This window comes from Nakamurella lactea DSM 19367 (genome assembly GCF_000426645.1).
Taxonomy (GTDB): Bacteria; Actinomycetota; Actinomycetes; order Mycobacteriales; family Nakamurellaceae; genus Nakamurella; species Nakamurella lactea.
Genome location: NZ_AUFT01000016.1, coordinates 86641 through 105990, shown reverse-complemented (window position 1 = coordinate 105990; position 19350 = coordinate 86641). Strand labels below are relative to the sequence as shown.

Below are 19350 nucleotides of genomic sequence, written 5' to 3'. Positions count from 1 at the left end.
GTGCGTGGGCTCACCTGGCCCGATCGCGGTCTGGCACCTCCTCGGACGGGCTCTTGACATCCCCGGCCAACGGGTCGGTGGCGGATGCGGTCGCCTCGGCCCCGCCGTCTTCGCGGCGGAACGTGCGTTTGAGCCAGGCGGCCAGGTCGGAGAACAGTTCCGGACGCTGAATCACCACCGCCAGAATGACGATGATGCCCTTGATAATCATCTGCCAGTTCGCACTGAACTGGTTGAGCCCCAACACGTTGTCCAACAGTGTCAGGATGAGGGCGCCGATGAAGGTGCCGACGACGCTGCCCCGCCCACCCATCAGGCTGGCGCCGCCGATCACCACCGCGGCAATCGCGTCCAGTTCGTAACCCATGCCGGCCACCGGGTCGGCGGAGGCGTTGTAGGCGGCGTTGATCGGTCCGGCGAGCCCGGCCAGCATTCCGGAGATGGTGAACACCGCGATGGTGACGGCGGTGACGTTGACCCCGGAGAGCCGGGCCGCGGTCGGGTTCCCGCCGACCGCGTAGATGTGCCGGCCGAACTTGGTCTTGGACAGGATCAGTTGGAAGACGATGACCACCACGACCAGGGCGAGCACCGGGAAATACCCCAGGATCGGCACGTCGAACAGCGATGTCCCTGGGGTACCGAGTTTCTGGAACTGCTGCGAGCCGGGCAGTACGTTGCCGGCGGCATCGATCTGCACCGTACCGATCGAGGTGTTGTTGCTGAACTCGCGGACGATGCCCCTGGCAATCGTCATCATCGCCAACGTCATGACGAACGACTGGATCTTCAGCAGCGCGGTCCCGGCGCCGTTGACCAGCCCGAAGACGGCGCAGACCAGCATGCAGACCGGAACGATCGCCACCACCGGCCAGTTCTGCTCGGTGAGCAGCCACGCAGCGGTGGTGCCGCCGACGGCGAGCAGGGCGCCGACCGACAGATCGATCCCGGCGGCGATGATCACCAGGGTCATCCCTACCGCGAGGATGCCGCGCGGGGCGAAGTAGCCGATCGCGTTGGTGAAGTTCTCGACGGACAGGAAATGGTCGCCCTGCGACCAGATCCCGATGATCAGGATCAGCACCAGTCCGATGTATCCCTGCAGCGATCCCAACAGCGGCAGCGCCCGGCGCAGCGCGCCGGGTGCCGGTGGCACGACCGCTCCCCCGTTCTCCGGAGTCGATCCCGGCGGAGCCTTCGGCCTGCTGGGCGGGGTCCCGGTCATGCGGCTCCTCCGTCTCCCGCGAGCACGCTGGTGCGTGCCATCGCGGCCTCGAGAATCTGCTCCTGGTCGGCGGTCTCGGCGTCCATCTCGGCGGTGACCCGGCCCTCGCAGAGCACCAGGATCCGATCGCTCATCCGCAACAGTTCGGGGAGCTCCGAGGAGGCGACCAGGAAGGCCACCCCCTGGGCGGCGAGTTCGTTGACCAGCTCGTAAATCTCGGACTTGGCGCCGATATCTATACCTCTGGTCGGCTCGTCGAGCAGGATGACCGTCGGCTGGGTGAGCAGACCCTTGGCCAGCACCACCTTCTGCTGATTGCCGCCGGACAAGTTGCTGATCCTGGTGTTGATGCTCGGTGTCTTCACGCCCAGCCGCCGGACCTCGGTGACGACCGCTGCGCGTTCGGCCCGGTTGCGCACCCAGCCCCAGCGCAGGTACCGGCCGAGCGCGGCCAGGCTGGTGTTGAACCGGACGGTCGCCCCGAGTACCAGGCTCTGTTGCTTGCGATCCTCGGCCACCAGCACGATCCCGTTGTCGATGGCGTGCTTCGGCGACTGCGGCTGATAGTGCTTGCCGTCCAACAGGATCTCGCCGGTCACCGCCCGCGCGGGGAAGGCGCCGAAGATCGACTCAAGGGTCTCGGTCCGCCCCGCGCCCATCAGCCCGGCCAATCCGACGATCTCGCCGGGGTGTACGTCAAGGTCGATGTGGTGAAGAGCGACCCGGCCGCTGACGGAATCTCCCTGCAGGCTCAGGTTCCGCACCCGCAGCCGCGGCCCCGCCTCGGCCGGACGACCCTCCGGCATCCGTCGCGGCAGGTCGGCCACCGATCTGCCGACCATCATCCGGATCAGCTCGTCGCGGGAAGCGCCGGCCATCGGACGGGCCCCGATCCACCGTCCGTCGCGCAGCACGTTGACCGAGTCGGCCAGCTCTTCCAGTTCCTCGATCCGATGCGAGATGTAGATGATCGCCACCCCGTCGGCGGTCAGGCTCCGGATCACCTGGAACAGCCGGCGCACTTCGGCGTCGGCGAGGGCGGAGGTCGGCTCGTCCATGATCAGCACCCTGGTGTTGAGCGAGAGCGCCTTGGCCACCTCGATCAGCTGCTGTTCGGCGACCCGGAACTGCCGGACCGGCCGCCGCGGGTTGATCGTCAGCCCAACCCGCTCGAGCAATGCCTTCGCCGAGGCGTTGGTGCTGCGCCGGTTCACCAGGCCGATGCCGTCCCGCTGTTCGCGGCCGAGCCAGATGTTGTCGGCGACCGACATGTCCGGGACGAGATTCAATTCCTGGTGGATGGTGCTGATGCCGAGGCGCTGGGCGTCCGTCGGGGTGTGGATGCGTGCGGGCGTGCCGTCGATCAGGATGGTGCCGTCGTACCCGGGGAAGACGCCGGACAGCACGTTGATCAGGGTCGATTTGCCGGCCCCGTTCTCGCCGAGCAGTGCGACCACCTCACCCTGCCGAACTGTCAGTGAGACATCCTGCAGCGCAACAACTCCAGGGAACGATTTGCCGATGCCGCGCATCTCCAGCAGCGGGGGCTCAGCGGTGCTCATGACTCCCTCCGGTCGTCACCTGCGCTCGCGCAGCGACCGGTCGATCGGCCTCTGCGCTGAAATCGATTACTGACCGCGCCGACACTAGGTCGCACCGCACCCGGTGTCAAGCACTCGGCGCGGTCGGCTACCGCTGCGGGACCGACACGGACAGCAGCACGACCGAGTCGTCGAGCGCCTCGAGGTTGTGCCGCAGCGCGGGAATCGTCAGCAGGTCACCGGCGGTGCCCTCCCAGTTGTCGTCCTCGGTCGCGAGCCGGACCCGGCCCCTGAGCACCTGCAGGGTGGCCTCGCCCGGCGCCTCGTGGTCGTCCAACCCCTTGCCGGCGACGAAGGCCAGGACGATCTGCCGCAGGGTCCGACCGCGCCCACCGAGGACGGTGACGGCGCTGCGCCCGGTCGCCACCCGTTGGGCCGCGGCCAGTTGCTCGACGGCCAACTCCGTCAACGATATCGATTCCATCGCAACGCTCCTCATCGTCCTGAGCCTCCCGACGCCCGGGTACCCACGCATGTGGGCAGGCATCGTGCCAGGGTGGCCGACCGACCGGTCGGTGCGTCGCCGCCGGTCATCCGTGGTTGAGCAGGTCGACCAGGACGGCCGCCTGGCTGATCTCCGCCTGTTTGGTCGCCGTCAGCAGGGTCAGCGGGCCGGCAGCGGCGAGGGTCCGCAGCTGCTCGACCGCAGCCGCCCGATCCGGCTCCGCGAGTTCGTGCCGATAGCGCTCGCGGAACTCGTCGAAGGCCTCCGGCCGGTGCCCGTACCACTGCCGTAACTCGTCCGACGGGGCGACGCCCTTGAGCCACTCATCGAAGTGCGCCGCGTCCTTGCGCAGACCACGGGGCCAGAGCCGGTCGACCAGCACCCTGGTTCCGTCACCGGGCTCCGGGTCCACATAGGCCCGCTTCAGTCGCACCATGGCGATCCACCACCTCTCGTCCGCCCCGGACACCGGCCGGTGCCGGAGAATCTCTCAGCCGGTCAGGACGAGGATGCCGCCGATCAACAGCGCGAGCACCTTTGGCGGCTCCGGCACTCATGGTGATCGCGGGACGGTCAACCGGGCGACGCAGGCATCGGGTTCGGCGAACGGCAGCAGCTCCGGCACCGACAGGCCCGATCCGATGGTCGCCGCGGCGCCCCGCATCAATCCGAGGTGCACGGCGCAGATCACCGGACGCTCCTTCGCCAGTTCCAGGAACGGGCAGTGCCGAAGGCCGACCCGCACCGCACCCCGCCCACGGTCGGCGCCGGCGGTGCCGGCCAATCGCCGCCCGCCGGTCGCGGCACCCCTGGTCGGCGGCGGCCGGCGCAGCTGCGGCGCGAAGCCGAGGTCGTCAAGTACGCGCAGCAGCAGCTCCACCTGCTCGTCGACGGATGCGTTGTCGGGTAACGGCTCTCCCGCGACTTCGGTAGCCAGCTTGCGGCCCCAATCGGCGCCGGCGGCCGTCGCGACGGCGACCGGATCGTCCAGCCCGGCCAGGGCACCGGCCAGCATCGCGGCGAGCAGCCGATAGTGCCGGGGACCGGTCGGATCCAATCCGGCCGGGGCCCGGAACGCCAGCGGCGGCCGGCCGGGACCGTCGACCGGCAGGCTGACCCGCTCCAGCAGGCCGTCGGCGACCAGCGCGTCGAGGTGGAACCGGGCGGTGTTCGGGTGCAGCCCGAGAGTGTCGGCAAGTGCCGCGATCCGGACCGGCTCGGCGGATCGGCGCACCGCCTGCAGCACCTGCAACCGGCGTCCGGTCGGCGCCGCCGGCGCTGCGGCGTCGACCCGCCAGCCGTCGCCGGTCGTGAGTTGTTCGTCAGCCCCGGGTTTCCCGGCGGCGCCGGTTCGCACGTCAGCCCTGTCCCTGCGGCGGCAACCCCGCCACCAACTCGGTATCCACGCCGGTCGGACCGAGCCGGGCGGCCCCGCCGGGCGACCCAAGGGCGGCGTCCCGCCCGGGTAGCGGTTCGGCGAAGAACCTGTCGTTGTCGGCCAGGTACGGACGCAGCGGCTCCGGCAGGTCGTCCTCGTAGTAGATCGCGTCCACCGGACAGACCGGCTCGCAGGCGCCGCAGTCGACGCACTCATCCGGGTGGATGTACAGGGTGCGGGCACCCTCGTAGATGCAGTCCACCGGACATTCCTCCACGCATGCCCGGTCCATCACGTCGACGCAGGGCAACCCGATCACATAGGTCATGAACTTGAGTTTACACAAAGATGACTTGTATAAATAGAGAGCACGCACGACCCGAAGAGGAGCCTTCATGACCGAGACACGATCCAGCCGGGAACTTGACGTACGGGCGTTGCGGAAGCCGGACAAGCATCCGGCCATTTTCGGGATGTTCGACACCCTCGCGGTCGGTGAGTCGTTCGTCCTAGTCAACAACCACGACCCGAGGCACCTGCACGACGAGTTCGAACGGGACCGGTCCGGGGGGTACGGCTGGGAATACCTCGATCGCGGCCCGACCCTGTGGCGGATCCAGATCAGCCGGCTGACGGCGGCGGCGCCGCCAAGGGTGCTGTGCAACACCGACCAGGTGGCGGGCGCCGCCGATGCCGCCGGTGCGGTGTTCAAGCTCGAGATGGCCGAACGCGATCTGGACGCCAACATCGTGTCGTTGCCGGCCGGCGACGGCATCGACACCCACCGCGGACCCGACCTCGACGTGCTGCTGCACGTGCTCGCCGGCGCCGGGACCCTGACCACCGAGACCGGCGAGATCCCGCTGACCCCAGGGGATCTGGTCTGGCTGCCGGGCAGGTCCCAGCGACAGTTCAGCGCCGGCGACGACGGCCTGCGGTACCTGACGGTGCACCAGCGGCGCCGCCCGCTGAGCCTTGACCCGACCGTTCCGCCGGCCCGCTGAGGCCCGGCGCCGCCGGTCTCCGTGCATCGGGCGCAACCGGGTCGGTGCAGCGGCTCACTGCAGCCGGACGTAGACGGTGAGCAGCATGACGCAGTCGTCGATCGCGGTGAGATCGTGCCGGGCCGGCGGCAGCATCAGCAGGTCGCCGGCGTTGCCCTGCCAGCTGTCGCCGACACTGGCCACCGCCACGCTCCCGCTGATCACCTGCAGGGTGGCCTCGAACGGACTCTCGTGCTCGGCACAACCGCGGCCGCCGGCGAGCGCCACCACGGTCTGCCGCAGGGATCGCTGGTGCCCGCCGTAGAAGGTCTTGGCGCTGCGGCCACTGCTGGCCTGACGGGCGATGGTCAGATGCTCCTCGGCAAGTTCCGGCAATGAGATCGACTGCATGATCGCGCCTTTCCGCCGGCCGCTGCAGCGCGGCGCAGCACTGATGGCTTGAGTGTGACACAGAACGCGCCGGCCGACCGCGGTAGCGGCCGGCCGGCGGAGCTCCTGTTCCGGGCTCCTCCACCGGCAGCAGGCTGACCGCGCCCACTGCCGTTGCCACACCTACTCCCGATCCACTCTCCGAACGGAACGCCATGCCTATCGCCGTTGCCGCCCTGGTCACCGAGACGCCGGGCGAAAAGTTCGTCCGCAGCACGATCGAACGCCGGGATCCCCGGCCGAACGACGTGGTGATCGACATCGCCTACGCCGGCATCTGCCATTCCGACATCCACCAGATCCGCCAGGAGTGGGGCAAGGCGACCTTCCCGATGGTCCCCGGCCACGAGATCGCCGGCGTGGTGAGCGCGGTCGGCAGTCAGGTCACCAGGCATCGGGTCGGCGACCGGGTCGGTATCGGCTGCCTGGTCGATTCCTGCCGGGAGTGCGGGAACTGCCTGGCCGGCTTCGAGCAGCACTGCCTCAAGGGCGCGGTGGGCACCTACAACAGCCGTGACTACGACGGCGCGGTGACCTACGGCGGGTACAGCGGACAGATCGTCTGTGACGAGAATTTCGTGCTCTCGATCCCCCAGGGGGTGGCCCTGGATGTGGCGGCGCCACTGCTGTGCGCCGGCATCACCACCTACTCCCCGCTGCGCCGCTGGGGCGCCGGGCCGGGCAAGCGGGTCGCGGTGATCGGGCTGGGCGGCCTCGGGCACATGGGGGTGAAGATCGCTGCCGCCCTCGGGGCCGAGGTGACCGTGCTCAGCCAGACGCTGGCCAAGGTCGACGACGGCCGGCTGTTCGGTGCCGCGCACTACTACGCCACCGCTGACCCGCAGACCTTCACGGACCTGGCCGGCACCTTCGACCTGATCCTGAACACGGTGTCGGCGAACCTGGACGTGGACGCCTACCTGTCGCTGTTGCGGCTGAACGGCGCGCTGGTGCACGTCGGCGCGCCGAGCGATCCCGATTCGTACCGGGCATCGTCGCTGGAGAAGTTCAACCGCTCGATGGCCGGCTCCAACATCGGCGGCATCGCCGAGACCCAGGAGATGCTGGACTTCTGCGCCGAGCACGGGCTGGGCGCCGAGATCGAGGTGATCGGCGCCGATGAGGTGGACGTCGCCTACGACCGGGTGGTCGCCAGCGACGTCCGCTACCGATTTGTGATCGACATCGCCACCCTGCAGTCCGCCTCCCCCACCAAGTAGCGCAAACCTTCGGGACACGCCTGGCGCCGCTCGGCGTGTCCCGGCAACTTCCCGCTACCTCGGGGGGTGGTCAGGTCGGGCGGCCGTAGGTCTCCAACAGCCGGAGCCAGATCTCACTGATCGTCGGGTACGACGGAACCGCGTGCCACAGACGGGATATCGGCACCTCGCCGACCACTGCCACGGTGGCCGCGTGGATCAACTCGCCGACATCCGGGCCGACCAGGGTGACGCCGACGATCACCTCGCGGTCGGTGTCGACCACCATCCTGGCCTGTCCGGTGTAACCCTTGGCGTGCAGTGCGGCGCCGGCCACGTCACCGATCTGGTAGTCGATGACCCGCACCGGAAGTCCGGCCCGCTGTGCCTCGGCTGCGGTCAGCCCGACGCTGCCGATCTCCGGATCGGTGAACACCACCTGGGGCACCGCTGCGTGGTCGGCGGTGGCGACGTGCGATCCCCACGGATCGTCGTGCACCACACCGCCTTTCGCCCGGGCGGCGATCACATCGCCGGCCGCTCTGGCCTGGTACTTGCCCTGATGGGTGAGCAGCACCCGGTGGTTGATGTCGCCCACCGCGTACAGCCAGCCGTCCCCCAGCACCGAGCCGTCGGTATCCAGCACCCGCATGGTGTCGTCGACCGTGAGCCATGACCCGTCGGACAGGCCCACCGACTGCAGGCCCATCCCCCGGCTGCTGGCACTGCGTCCGGTGGCCGCCAGAACCTCGTCCACGTCAAGGGTTTCGCCGTTATCCAGGGTCAGCCGGACCGTACCGTGCGGGCTGCCGTCTCCGGCCGGCGGTGCCACCCGCTCGGCCCGGGCGACCCCGACGCCGCGCCGGATCGTCACCCCGGCGCTTTCCAATGAGGCGGCGACCAGGTCGCCGGCGAACGGTTCCAGCCGGTCCAGCAGACCGCCACGCAGCAGCAGGGTGACGGCGCTGCCAAGGCCGGCAAAGACGGTGGCCATCTCGGCGGCGACCACGCCGCCGCCGATCACGGCGAGCCGGTCGGGCACGTACTGGGCGCTGGTCGCCTCCCTGCTGGTCCAGACGCCGATCTCGGCCAGGCCCGGAATGTCGGGCACCGTCGCCGTGGTACCGGTGCAGATCGCCACCGCGTGCCGAGCCGTCAGGGTGACGGTCCCGGCCGGGTCGTCGCCGGCCAGCACCTCGACGGTGCGGACACCGGTGAGCCGGCCGTGCCCGCGGTGCAGGTCGATCCCGGCCCCGTCGAGCCAGCCGACCTGGCCGTCGTCGTGCCAGTCGGCGACCAGCTCGTTCCGCCGCGCGAATACCGCCTGCGCATCGACCCCACCGGTCACCGCTTCCCGGGCGCCGGGTACGGACAGCGCGGCGCGCCGGACCGAACCGGGACGCAGCAACGCCTTCGACGGCGTGCAGGCCCAGTAGGAGCATTCACCGCCGACCAACTGATGTTCCACGATCACCGCCGACAAGCCGCCCTGCACGGCGCGATCGGCGACGTTCTCGCCGACCGGCCCGGCGCCGATGACGATCACGTCGTACTCGGTCTGCTCACTCATCGATCGACCTCGTTTCTGCGGCGGATTCCCCCGGGACGGCAGCCTCGAACCTACTCGTCCGGGCGTCCGGTGCCCCTTGTCGGGCCGGTCGCGGCGGCGCACAATCGAATGGTGGAGGTCTGGACGATCGAGGTCGCCGATGGCCCGCGGTGGAACGCCGCGAGCTGGCGCCGCGCGTACGGCGAGGGGCTGGTCGAGGCGGCGGTGACGCACGGCGCCCGGGAGTGGTCGTGGGTGGTCAGGGACTGGGGCACCCTGGTGGAATTCGTGTTCGCCGATGACGAGAGCTGGCTGCGGTTCCGGCGGGCGCCCGGGGTCCAGGCGGCGTTGGACGCCGCCCCCGACCCGGAAAACGGACTGTGGGTCTACAACGGACCCGGCGGCAGCAGCCCGGTCCGGGTTCCGCGCGGCCCGGCTCCGCTGCGGCAGTCCGGAGCCGCCCCGACCCCGGAGCCGGAGCCCGGCCCCGAGCTCTGGCAGCAGCCGGTGGGCATGCGCGCCGGTCTGTTCCAAGAGCAGGAGCCGACCGTCAGAGCTCGGTGAGCGGAATGCCGGTGTCGGCCAACCGATCCGCGGCAATCTGTCGTCCGGTCAGCGCCCGCAGGTCGTCGTTGACGTCCCAGATGTTGACGTTCATCGCGGCCCGCACGGTGCCGTCGTTCACCCAGAAGGCGATGAACTCACCGGTGCTCTTGTCGCCGCGGATCACCACCTGGTCGGCGGCGTCCGCGTAGCCGACGTACTCCATCCCGAGGTCGAACTGGTCGGTGTAGAAGTAGGGCTGCCAATCGAAGGAACCGGAGCCGCCGGCGATCACCGACCCGGCGAGCTTGCCCTGCCTGATCGCGTTGTCCCAGTGCTCGACCCGGATCCGCCGGCCCAGCGCGGTATTCGTCGCGCTCGCGACATCGCCGACCGCCCAGATCCGAGGGTCCGAGGTCCGCAGCCGCTCGTCGACCAACACGCCGTTGTCGACCTCGAGACCGGCCGCCTTCGCCAGCTCGGTGTTCGGTTTCGCCCCGACCCCGACCACCACCAGGTCCGCGTCGAACAACTCGTCGCCGGCCCGCACGCCGGTGACCGTCCCGCCGCTGCCGACGATCTCGGTGACGCCGATGCCCAGCCGCAGGTCGACCTGATGGGCGCGGTGCAGCTCGGCGAAGTAGCCGGCCAGCTCGTCGCCCAATACCCGTTGCAGCGGCAGCGGCGCGAACTCGAGCACGGTCACGGCGCAGCCGGCCAGCCTGGCCGCGGCCGCCAGTTCCAGCCCGATCCAGCCGGCGCCGATCAGCACCACCCGCGCGCCGTCGGTGAAGCCCGCCCTGAGCTGCTCGCTGTCGCCGATCCGGCGCAGGGTGTGCACCCCGGCCAGCTCCGCACCCGGGACGTCCAGCCGGCGCGGGCTGGATCCGGTGGCCAGCACCAGCTGTCGGTACTCAAGGGTGTCGCCGGTCGCCAGGGTGACGGTCTGCGCGGCCCGGTCGATCGAGGCGACGGTGTCGCCGAACCGGGCGGTGATGTCGTGGTCTGTGTACCAACTCTGCCCGTGCACGAAGACCGAGTCGCGGTCGGCCTTGCCCTGCAAGAAGTCCTTGGACAGCGGCGGCCGCTCGTACGGCCGGTCGAGTTCGTCGCCGATCAGGGTGATCGAGCCGTCGAATCCGTTGTCCCGCAGGCTCTCCACCACGTTCGCGGCCGCCAGGCCGGCGCCTACCACAATGCAACCCGGATTCGTCGCCATCTCGTTCTCCCTGATTCTGTGCGCTGATGCTGGGGACTATCCCCGAGTGTGCCTACTTCGCGATCGTTGGGCTACCGCGCGACGCCTTCTGAGCCGATCGCGGCCAGGAACTCGGCCCGGGACGACGGCACCGCGCGCAGTACCCCGAACAGCGCCGACGTCCTGGTGACGGCCCCGGTGGCCCGCACGCCGCGCTGTGTCATGCAGCTGTGCTCGGCGTCGATGACCACGCCGACTCCGCTGGGGGCCAGCCGGTCGTCGAGCCACTGGGCGATCTGCTGGGTGAGCCGCTCCTGCACCTGCGGGCGGCGGGCGAACATCTCTACCACCCTGGCGAATTTCGACAGCCCGAGGATCCGCTCTCCCGGCAGGTACCCGACGTGGGCGACACCGGTGAACGGGAGCAGGTGGTGCTCGCACACCGACTGCACCGGGATCGAGCGCACCACGACGAGCTCGTCGTACCCCTCGTCGTTGGGGAAGGTGGTGAGTTCGAACGGCCGCGGGGTGAGCAGCTCGGCGTAGGCCTCGGCCATCCGCTGCGGGCTCTTCAGGGTTCCGGGAGCGTCGCAGTCGACGCCGAGCGCCTGCAGGAAGTCGCGGGCGGCGCGGGCGGCCGCCGCCAGGTCGACCGCCGGCCGCGGCCGACCGTGCTGGAAGTCTGGGTAGCTGACCTGCTGAACAACATCGACGGGCATGAAGCGCCTCCTGGTGAGGGGTAATACCGTCTAACGGGTAGTACAGTCGACGTTAGACCCGGTGGGAATGTAACGTCAAGCGAATTGTCCGTAAGAGACCCGTTGCGGCACCGCCGGTGAGAGGGATGACGAGGATGGGCACGTTCGAGCAGGACGTCTCGGGGATCGGCGCGCTGGCCGACCAGGTGCGCCGCCAGTTGTACCTTTTCGTCTGCGCACAACCCGGGCCGGTGAGCCGGGACCAGGCCGCCGACGCGGTCGGCATCGCCCAGCACCGGGCGAAGTTCCACCTCGATCGGCTCGAGGCAGACGGTCTGCTGGAGTCCGGCTACGCCAGGACGACCGGGCGCACCGGGCCGGGCGCCGGCCGGACCGCCAAGCTCTACCACCGGACGCAGCGGGACATCTCGGTCTCGCTGCCGGACCGGGAGTACGAACTGGCCGGCCGGATGATGGCGGAGGCGATCTCCGAGTCCACCCGCACCGGCGAACCGGTTGCCGACACCCTGCACCGCGCGGCCACCGCCGCAGGCCAGGCGATGGTCGACGGTGCCGACGGGTCGGCCGACTCGCCGGACCGCGCGTTGGCGGTCGCGACGAAGGTACTGCAGGACAACGGCTACGAGCCGCGCCGGGAGGACGACCGGATCGTGCTGGCGAACTGTCCGTTCCATTCGCTGGCCGGCGAGCACCCCGCCCTGGTGTGCGGGATGAACCTGTCGCTGCTCACCGCGATGAGCGGCTCGCTCGCCGGACGTCGACTGCAGGCCAGGCTGGCGCCGGCCGCCGGTCGTTGCTGCGTGGTGCTCACGGCGCCTACGGTCGACGAGGCGGCCGGATCACCCGAGGGAGCCGACGCCGCCGCGTCGGGCGTATCGGACGGCGAACAACCGGTCTGACGGCGGCCGGCCACGCCCACCGGGCAGCGGCGAGGTTCCGGTCTGCGCCGGGCCCGTCGCCCGTCATCGCACCGGACGTCCGCCGATGAATACCTGCCGGACCCGTTGCAGCGCAGTGGGATCGGCAAGCGGGTCGCCGTCGACGGCGAGCAGGTCGGCGTCGTGACCCACGGCCAGAGTTCCCTTCCGCCGGTCAAGACCCAACACCCCGGCGGCCACCGAGGTGATCGTCCGCAGCGCCTCCGCCGGGCTGAACCCGATGCCGCGCAACATGTCCGGCGCAGTTCGCAGCACATCGTGCGGCTTCGTCGGCCCGATCCCGCCGTCGGTCCCGACGACCGTTCTGGCGCCCGCGGCGTACAACCGGCGATGGATGTCGATGATCTGCGGCAGCCTGCGCATCACTTCCGCGGGCGGCGCCACGCCGGGTATCGACACCTGCCCGAGGGTCGCACCGACAAAGATGCCGGCGGCGACGATCGCGGCGATCTGCTCGTCGGACGCCGCGTTGCCGCCGGCGGTCCAGAAGCTGCAGTGTTCGATCCCGTCGACTCCGGCCGCGACCGCGTTGTCGATGGCCGGCACCGCGTGGGCGTGCGCGACCAGCGGAAGGCCGCGGCGGTGGGCCTCGTCGACCGCGGCCCGCAGCAGCGCCGCGTCGAACTGGGCCAGCTCCTGTCGGGTGCCCGGGGTCAGCGTTCCGCCACTGGCCATCACCTTGACCACGTCGACGCCGCGGTCCGCATGCTCGGCGACGGCGCGGCGGATGGCGGGTTCGGTGGGCTCGACCACGCCACCGAGGTAATAGCAGTGCCCGCCAGGGGTGGTCAGCGGCGGGCCGGCGGCCAGGATCGTCGGCAGGTCCGGCCGGCCACGCAACTGCAGGGCGAGGTAGCCGCGATCGCCCAGGTCGCGGACGGTGGTGACGCCGCCGCGCAGCGCATTCCGGCCGGCCAGCACCATGGCCGCCAGCGCAGCGTCGTCGTCCCTGTCGGCCAGCGCAGCGACCGGATCCGGGCCGGCGTCGAAGGCAAGATGGACGTGTAGGTCGATCAGGCCGGGCAGCAGGGTCGCGCCCGGCAGGTCGATCACCGGGACGCCGGCCGGTGCCGGCCCGGCGAACCCGATGCCGGTGATCACACCGCCGGCGACGACCACCACCGGGTCGGCGATCAACGGCGATCCGGTGCCGTCGAACAACCATGATCCGCGGACCGCGACCGGCCCGGACGCGGGGTTCGCCGCCATCGCACGAGAATACTGCGGCGGCCTCAGCCGAGTCCGGTCCGGCGCATTCGGAATCGGCCGTGCTGGGGCCATACTGGGGAGATGATCCTCATCATTCTGGTTCTCCTGGTCCTCTGGCTCGGCATGGGAGTCATCGGCTTCGTGGTCAAGGGCCTGCTGTGGCTGGCGGTGATCGGGATCGTGCTGTTCCTGGTGACGGCCGCCTGGGGTTGGCTCACGCAGAAGAAGAAGAGCGGGACCCCCAGCTGATCTCACGTTCTGCCCGGCGGTGACGTCTGCAGAGTGATGGACACCAAACCGCCGTTCGAAACGGTCGTCGACCAGCACGGCAGCACCGTGTTACGCGTCTGCCGGGCCGTTCTCGGCCCGGGACCTGACGCCGATGACGCCTGGTCGGAAGTCTTCCTGGCCGCCCTGCGCAGCTACCCGGAACTGCCGGCGGCGACCAACATGCAGGCCTGGCTGGTGACGGTGGCGCACCGGAAGGCGATCGACATCATCCGAAGCCGGCAACGCCGGGCCACCCCGATCGAGGCGGTACCGGACACCGAGTCGACGATCGGGCTGCCGGACCGGGTCGACGAGCAGGAGATCTGGCAGGCCGTTGCCGCGCTGCCGGACCGGCAGCGGATGGCCGTTGCCTACCACTACCTGGGCGGCCTGCCGTACGCCGGCGTGGCCGAAGAGCTGGGCGGCAGCACCGATGCGGCCCGGCGGGCGGCCGCCGACGGGATCAAGAAGCTACGCACCACCGTCACCCGCGGCGGTGCAGCATCGAAGGGAGCACCACGATGAACCAGACCACCGGCGAACCGATCGCCGGTCGGCTCGCCTCCCTGACCGAGCCGACCGCCACCGAACTCGCCGCCCTGCGCCGACAGCTGGCCGATATCGCCGACACCACGGGGATTCTGGACGTCGCCTATACCGTCGTCGACTCGCCGGTCGGACCATTGCTGCTGGCCGGCACCGAGCGCGGCCTGGTGCGCATCGCGTACCGACGCGAAGGGTTCGACGCGGTGTTGCAGGCGCTGGCCGATCGACTCAGCCCGCGGATCCTGCGGTCTCCCGGCCGACTCGATGCGGCCGCCCGTCAGCTCGAGGAGTACTTCGCCGGCCGGCGGACCGGATTCGATCTGGCACTGGACTTCTCGCTGTCCAGCGGATTCCGCCGGTTGGTGCAGCAGCACCTGCCGGACATCGGCTACGGCCACACCGAGACCTACCGGGACGTGGCCGCCGTGGTCGGCAACCCACGAGCCGTGCGCGCAGTCGGCAGCGCCTGCGCCACCAATCCGTTGCCGGTGGTGGTCCCCTGTCACCGGGTGGTGCGCTCCGACGGAACGCCGGGCGGCTATGCCGGTGGACCGGCGGCCAAGGTCGCACTGCTCGCCCTGGAGTCCGCAGCCTGAGGTCCGGCGTCAGTCGAGCTCCCGCGCTGCCCGGCCCATCCGGCGAATACCCTCGGTCAGCAATTCGGTGGAAGTCGCGTAGTTGAGCCGAATGTGCCCGGCACCGCCACTGCCGAACGCGGCGCCGGCACTCACCGCAACCTTGGCCCGCTGCAGGAACATCGCTGCTGCGCCGACGCTCAGGGTCACCAAACCCGGTTCCGCCGCCGGTCCTTCGTCAACCCCGAGCGCGGTGCAGTCCAGCCAGGCCAGGAAGGTGGCCTCCGGCGGGCGATATCCGACCGTCGGCAGGTGCTCGGCGAGCAGTTCCGCGAGCCGCGACCGGTTCCGGTCCAGACCGGCCAGCAGCGCGTCGAGCCAGTCGCCGCCGTCCCGCAGGGCCGCCGTGTGGGCGATCATCCCGAGGTGGCTGACGCCGTGGCTCACCTCCTCCGGCACCCTGGCCAGGTCGGCGGCGGACCGCGGCCCGGCCACCGCGACGGCGGCCTTCAGCCCGGCCAGGTTCCAGCCCTTGGACGCGGACATCAGGGACAGTCCGTCGTCGCCGCCGGGCACACTCAGGTACGGCACGAAGTCGGCGCCCGGCAACACCAACGGGGCGTGGATCTCGTCGGCCACCACCCGCACGCCGTGCTCGGCGGCCAGCGCCGCGACCGCGGCGAGTTCGGTGGCAGTGTGCACCGTCCCGGTCGGATTGTGCGGATTGCACAACAGATAGGCAGCCCGACCGCCGCTCCTGCCGGCCCGTTCGAAGGCCGCGGCCAGCGCGTCGAGGTCGACCCGGTGAGCGCCGTTCAGCGGTGCCTCGACGACCCGCCGTCCCGAGCTCCTGACGAACGCGTAGAACGGCGGATACACCGGACTGTTCACCACCACGCAGTCACCGGGATCGGTGACCAGCCGCAGCATCTCGACAACGCCGAGCATCACGTCCGGGACGACGGTGGTCAGCTCAACGGCCAACCCTTCCCATCCCCAACGCCGGGACGCGAAGTCCCGCAACGCTTCCGCGTATCCGGTGCCGTGGGCGTAGCCGGTGTCGCCGGCCCGGATGGCTCCGATCAACGCCCGCTGGACCGGCTCGGCCGGCAGCACGTCCATCTCGGCCACCCACATCGGCAGCACGTCGGCGGGGAACTCCCGCCACTTGGCGCTGGTCCGCTGCCGCAACTGCGCAGCCGTCAGCTGCTGCAACGGGTTCGGCAACGCGGTGGTCATGCCGGTCCGTCGGGGGTCGGCACTCCGTCGGTCACGTCCCAGACGTGGTGCGCCAGATCGTGCAGCGCGTACACCCCGAGCGTGTAGGCGGTGAACCGTGATCCGTTGCTGCGCACCCCCTGTCGTTCCCAGGCGTCCGCCGGGACCGAGCCGAACGCCGTCACCAGTGCGGCGCCGCCGCTGACGATGCCGGCCGCCACGTCCCGCGGGTTCTGCAGACCGTATTGACCTTCGACCGCGGCGACGTCCTGATCCCAGTTCGCGAACCTGGCGTCGTCCTCGGTCAGGATCTGCTCGAGCCGCCGGCGCATCAGCTGCGTCACCTCCCGCACATGCGCGCCGTACTCGAGTCTCGACCAGGTCGACGGTTGCGGCCGCACCGCGCAGGAATCCGCCGCCAACAGGGCGGGCCAGGGCTCCAGGGCCGCGGCGATCCGGCCCGCCAGGTTCCCGCGGCTGACGGAACCAGGGTCGAACCCGCATTCCGGGCAACTGCGGTCCAGTACCCAGGTCCAGTCCTTCGTGTCCGGCTGGATGCTATCCGGTTCGATAACCATGCCTCCGACCGTAGCGGTCGCATCCACCCTGCGGGAGATCGAGGCCGTCAGCGACCGGCACGAGCGGCCACCAGCCCACTGTCGGGCGGCAAGCCATGGAAGACCGCGTTCGGGCAGTACGGGCCCCGCTCAGCTTCCACCCACGCCACCGGCCCGAATGGGGAATGCTCCCATTCGGGCCGGGGCTGCTGGTGCCGGGTGCCGACCGGCCCACCCTCGGGCGGAGTTGCCGGCATCGGTCACAGAGCCGGTTGAAGACTCGCGAGAGCCGACCTGCTCAGTACACCTCGACCTTCCCGGTCGGGCGTGGATCGAAGCAGTCGTTGAAGAAGTACTCACCTCTCTTGTTGAACCGATAGGTGAAGGATTGCCCCGGTTGCAACTTGATGTCGAACAAGCCCTCGAAGAATTGGGTCGCGCCGTGCTCGTGCACGTTGTCCGATGGATTCACGAAGGTCACCGTTGTACCCTTCGGTACCCGCAGATGGGTGGGAGCCATTCCGTTGACGGACGTTGACTCCTCATTTCCGACCTCTCCGGTATTCGAGTTGTAAGTACGTGCGAGTACCACCGTGTTGTTGACGGCGCTCCCTTCCACCGGGTCCCCGGAAACAGGCCGGCGGATCACCGGCGGTGGCGGCGTCGGCGCCGGCCCGAGCTTCCCGCCGATCTTGAACGCCCACAGGAAGTCTCCACGCGGAGCAGAGTCGCCATAGGGCGTGCCGGTCCCGCCGGCGTACATCGCCAGGTACTGCTCGCCATCGACCTCGTACATGATGGGGCTGGCGCTGATCGCTGCTCCGCACTGCCAGCGCCAGATCTCATGGCCATTGCGGGCGTCAAGGCAGAGCAGGTTCCCGTCCGGCTGCCCGATGAACAGCACATCGCTCGCAGTGTTCAAGATCCCGTTCCCGTGGGCCAGCGAATAAGGCATCCGCTTCTTCCACTTGACCGTGTTCTTGCGCGGATCAACCGCGACGATTCCACCGGTTTGATATTCACCCGGCGGCCGCAAACCGTTGCTCCGTTCGACCAGATCGTGAGCGGCAGCGACGTACCCGAATCCGGTGTACACCAGACCCGTGCTGTGGCTGTACGAATGGTGATTCCAGCACGCGCCCCCACCGTGGCCCGGAGTCGACAGGATCGGGATGTCCCAATGCGGGTCGTAGAGCGCCCCCTGCACGTAGTTGGGGACTGCCCGATTCGGGTCGCCGGGTATCGAGGTACCGAGTGGCTGATCGACGATCCGATGTTCGGTCCAGGTCCCCTGGCGTGGGAACGGCTGGGTCGGCCAGGTCTTCTGCCGCGCGTCCTGCGGAACCGGAACCTCGTCGATTCCCAGCGGAGCGGAGCCGTCGGTACGATCCAGGATGTAGTACATGCCGGACTTGCTCCCGTAGACGACAATCTTTCGTTTCCGTCCGTGGATCTTCACGTCCGCCAGCACCGGCGGCATCTCGTTGTCCATGTCCCAGATGTTGTGATGCACCGATTGGAAGTGCCATCTGTACTTGCCGGTCTTCAGATCCATCGCAACGATCGAACTCGAGAACAAGTTCATCCCACCGCGTTCCGAGCCGTCCTGTGATGAACGCGAGCCGCGTGCATTTCCGAACGTCCAGTACACCAGGCCAAGTTCGGGGTCGATCGCGCAGTGTTGCCACGGTGTCGCGCCGCCCCGGAGGTACGAGTCGCCTTCCCAGGTGTCGTTGCCGATCTCACCGGGACCCGGGGTTCCCCAGAAGTGCCAGATCAGCTCGCCGTTGCCGGCGTCGACCGCCAGCGCAGCACCGCGGTCGCCATCTGCCGTGCCGCAGTACAGGATGCCATCGTGGTACGTGATCGCAACCTTCTCCATGTTTCCGTAGCCGTTGATCTGCTTCTCCCAGACCACCGCGCCCGTCTCCTGGTCCAGTGCGATGATCCAGTTGCCGTTGCCGTGGGTGAAGACCTTGCCGTCGCCCACGCCCACCCCCCGCCGGGTCAGGCTGCCACGGGTTTGGCGGTACTCCCATTTGGTGACGCCGGTGACGCCGTCGACGGCGAAGACGTTGCCGAAGGCCGACTCGATGAACAGCACGCCGTCGACCGCCACCGGCGTGCTCTGATTGGTACCCGTGTTGATGCCGCCCTCGATCCGGTTGACCCACGCACCCTTGAGTCGACGAATGTTGCCGCGGTGAATTCCGGCCAGACCGGAGTAGTTCTGGTTCCCGAGATTGCCACTGACCTTGGGAAAGTCGGCCCCTCCGGGTGTCGAGAAGCTCGGGGTGCGCCCGCGGTGATCCCGGTGGTGATGTGGACCGGCACCGGTGGGCGCCGGTGCTGCCGCGTCGGCCACCCCGGCCCCGACTGAGGGCACCAGGACGGCGCCGACGACCGTGACCGCAGCACCTTTCAGTAGATCCCTGCGCTGGATGTTCGACATGCTGGCTCCATTTCTCCAAGCGATTGGTGACTGATCGGACCGGCTTGCATGCGGTGTTTGCAACGGCCCAGGCTGACGAATCGCGGCGCGATCCATCAGGCGGTACCGCATTGCCATTGGATGGTCCGAACGTAGTCCGGAATTGGCTGCGACTCAATACCCTTTGGCCAATTGGAGCAACCACATTCGCCGAACCCTTGCCTGCCTGGGACAGTCGGGGGTATCTTGTCAAAATCCTCTAGACGGCCCGCACAGTCCACGTAGCGGTCCGCGCGACTGAAGGAGATCATTGTGG

Annotated in this window: 21 protein-coding genes; 7 read left to right on the top strand and 14 right to left on the bottom strand. The window is 69.4% G+C overall.

Features of this window, described 5'->3' with window-relative positions; genetic code table 11:
* Positions 1 to 10: 10 nt before the first annotated feature.
* The 6 genes from K340_RS30610 to fdxA form a co-directional block, all read right to left on the bottom strand.
* Complete coding sequence (locus K340_RS30610; RefSeq protein ID WP_084614521.1) at positions 11 to 1225, bottom strand: ABC transporter permease; 1215 nt, start codon at positions 1223 to 1225, stop codon at positions 11 to 13.
* Positions 1222 to 2787 (bottom strand): sugar ABC transporter ATP-binding protein, encoded by a 1566-nt coding sequence (locus K340_RS0115850; RefSeq protein ID WP_029137431.1) that lies wholly within the window; start codon positions 2785 to 2787, stop codon positions 1222 to 1224. The genes K340_RS30610 and K340_RS0115850 overlap by 4 nt, the downstream gene beginning before the upstream one ends.
* A gap of 127 nt (positions 2788 to 2914) precedes the next feature.
* A complete protein-coding gene (locus K340_RS0115845) occupies positions 2915 to 3250 on the bottom strand; it encodes a cupin domain-containing protein (protein ID WP_029137430.1) in 336 nt (111 codons plus the stop codon).
* 106 nt (positions 3251 to 3356) lie between these two features.
* Positions 3357 to 3707: a DUF488 domain-containing protein gene (locus K340_RS0115840; RefSeq protein WP_029137429.1), complete on the bottom strand. Its 351-nt coding sequence runs from the start codon at positions 3705 to 3707 to the stop codon at positions 3357 to 3359.
* Positions 3708 to 3824: 117 nt separating this feature from the next.
* Positions 3825 to 4523, bottom strand: coding sequence for a helix-turn-helix transcriptional regulator (locus K340_RS30605; RefSeq protein ID WP_037365113.1), 699 nt, complete (start codon positions 4521 to 4523; stop codon positions 3825 to 3827).
* Between the two features lie 106 nt (positions 4524 to 4629).
* Positions 4630 to 4977, bottom strand: coding sequence for a ferredoxin (fdxA, locus tag K340_RS0115830; protein WP_029137428.1), 348 nt, complete (start codon positions 4975 to 4977; stop codon positions 4630 to 4632).
* A gap of 67 nt (positions 4978 to 5044) precedes the next feature.
* Here fdxA and K340_RS0115825 point away from each other — a divergent pair, with 67 nt between their 5' ends.
* Positions 5045 to 5653 carry a DUF2249 domain-containing protein gene (locus K340_RS0115825; protein ID WP_029137427.1) on the top strand — a complete coding sequence of 203 codons (609 nt, stop codon included), beginning with the start codon at positions 5045 to 5047 and terminating at the stop codon, positions 5651 to 5653.
* A gap of 54 nt (positions 5654 to 5707) precedes the next feature.
* Here the strand turns inward: K340_RS0115825 and K340_RS0115820 are convergent, their stop codons facing one another.
* The gene (locus tag K340_RS0115820) at positions 5708 to 6043 is read right to left on the bottom strand and encodes a cupin domain-containing protein (RefSeq protein ID WP_029137426.1); all 336 of its coding nucleotides are present in this window, start codon (positions 6041 to 6043) and stop codon (positions 5708 to 5710) included.
* Positions 6044 to 6237: 194 nt separating this feature from the next.
* Between K340_RS0115820 and K340_RS0115815 the strand changes: the two genes are divergently transcribed.
* Positions 6238 to 7302 carry an NAD(P)-dependent alcohol dehydrogenase gene (locus tag K340_RS0115815; protein WP_037365052.1) on the top strand — a complete coding sequence of 355 codons (1065 nt, stop codon included), beginning with the start codon at positions 6238 to 6240 and terminating at the stop codon, positions 7300 to 7302.
* Between the two features lie 70 nt (positions 7303 to 7372).
* On the opposite strand, the gene K340_RS0115810 is transcribed toward K340_RS0115815, so the two are convergent.
* Positions 7373 to 8851 carry a dihydrolipoyl dehydrogenase family protein gene (locus tag K340_RS0115810; protein ID WP_029137424.1) on the bottom strand — a complete coding sequence of 493 codons (1479 nt, stop codon included), beginning with the start codon at positions 8849 to 8851 and terminating at the stop codon, positions 7373 to 7375.
* A gap of 111 nt (positions 8852 to 8962) precedes the next feature.
* On the opposite strand from K340_RS0115810, the gene K340_RS30600 reads away from it, so the two are divergent.
* Positions 8963 to 9394 (top strand): hypothetical protein, encoded by a 432-nt coding sequence (locus K340_RS30600; protein ID WP_211229473.1) that lies wholly within the window; start codon positions 8963 to 8965, stop codon positions 9392 to 9394.
* Here K340_RS30600 and K340_RS0115800 read toward each other — a convergent pair.
* Both K340_RS0115800 and folE read right to left on the bottom strand, forming a co-directional pair.
* Positions 9381 to 10592 carry an NAD(P)/FAD-dependent oxidoreductase gene (locus K340_RS0115800; RefSeq protein ID WP_029137423.1) on the bottom strand — a complete coding sequence of 404 codons (1212 nt, stop codon included), beginning with the start codon at positions 10590 to 10592 and terminating at the stop codon, positions 9381 to 9383. The genes K340_RS30600 and K340_RS0115800 overlap by 14 nt on opposite strands.
* A gap of 71 nt (positions 10593 to 10663) precedes the next feature.
* Entirely contained in the window at positions 10664 to 11290 is a 627-nt protein-coding gene (folE, locus tag K340_RS0115795; protein ID WP_029137422.1) for a GTP cyclohydrolase I FolE, read from the bottom strand.
* 125 nt (positions 11291 to 11415) lie between these two features.
* Here folE and K340_RS30595 point away from each other — a divergent pair, with 125 nt between their 5' ends.
* Positions 11416 to 12189: a helix-turn-helix transcriptional regulator gene (locus tag K340_RS30595; protein ID WP_407662232.1), complete on the top strand. Its 774-nt coding sequence runs from the start codon at positions 11416 to 11418 to the stop codon at positions 12187 to 12189.
* 63 nt (positions 12190 to 12252) lie between these two features.
* On the opposite strand, the gene K340_RS0115785 is transcribed toward K340_RS30595, so the two are convergent.
* Positions 12253 to 13437, bottom strand: a complete 1185-nt coding sequence (locus K340_RS0115785; protein ID WP_029137421.1) for an amidohydrolase family protein — start codon at positions 13435 to 13437, stop codon at positions 12253 to 12255.
* Positions 13438 to 13518: 81 nt separating this feature from the next.
* Between K340_RS0115785 and K340_RS36430 the strand changes: the two genes are divergently transcribed.
* Genes K340_RS36430 through K340_RS0115770 form a run of 3 tightly spaced genes read left to right on the top strand, consistent with a single transcriptional unit; the run spans position 13519 to position 14849 of the window.
* Positions 13519 to 13686, top strand: coding sequence for a hypothetical protein (locus K340_RS36430; RefSeq protein WP_029137420.1), 168 nt, complete (start codon positions 13519 to 13521; stop codon positions 13684 to 13686).
* 36 nt (positions 13687 to 13722) lie between these two features.
* On the top strand, positions 13723 to 14232 hold the full coding sequence (locus K340_RS0115775) for an RNA polymerase sigma factor (RefSeq protein ID WP_029137419.1): 510 nt from the start codon (positions 13723 to 13725) through the stop codon (positions 14230 to 14232).
* Positions 14229 to 14849, top strand: a complete 621-nt coding sequence (locus K340_RS0115770) for a methylated-DNA--[protein]-cysteine S-methyltransferase (RefSeq protein WP_029137418.1) — start codon at positions 14229 to 14231, stop codon at positions 14847 to 14849. Before K340_RS0115775 ends, K340_RS0115770 begins: the two co-directional genes overlap by 4 nt.
* A gap of 9 nt (positions 14850 to 14858) precedes the next feature.
* On the opposite strand, the gene K340_RS0115765 is transcribed toward K340_RS0115770, so the two are convergent.
* From K340_RS0115765 to K340_RS30590, 3 genes are all read right to left on the bottom strand, one after another.
* Positions 14859 to 16067, bottom strand: a complete 1209-nt coding sequence (locus K340_RS0115765) for a MalY/PatB family protein (protein ID WP_029137417.1) — start codon at positions 16065 to 16067, stop codon at positions 14859 to 14861.
* Positions 16064 to 16624 (bottom strand): hypothetical protein, encoded by a 561-nt coding sequence (locus K340_RS0115760; RefSeq protein WP_029137416.1) that lies wholly within the window; start codon positions 16622 to 16624, stop codon positions 16064 to 16066. Before K340_RS0115760 ends, K340_RS0115765 begins: the two co-directional genes overlap by 4 nt.
* Before the next feature lie 277 nt (positions 16625 to 16901).
* Positions 16902 to 19055, bottom strand: coding sequence for an outer membrane protein assembly factor BamB family protein (locus K340_RS30590; RefSeq protein ID WP_051266513.1), 2154 nt, complete (start codon positions 19053 to 19055; stop codon positions 16902 to 16904).
* Positions 19056 to 19350: the final 295 nt, after the last annotated feature.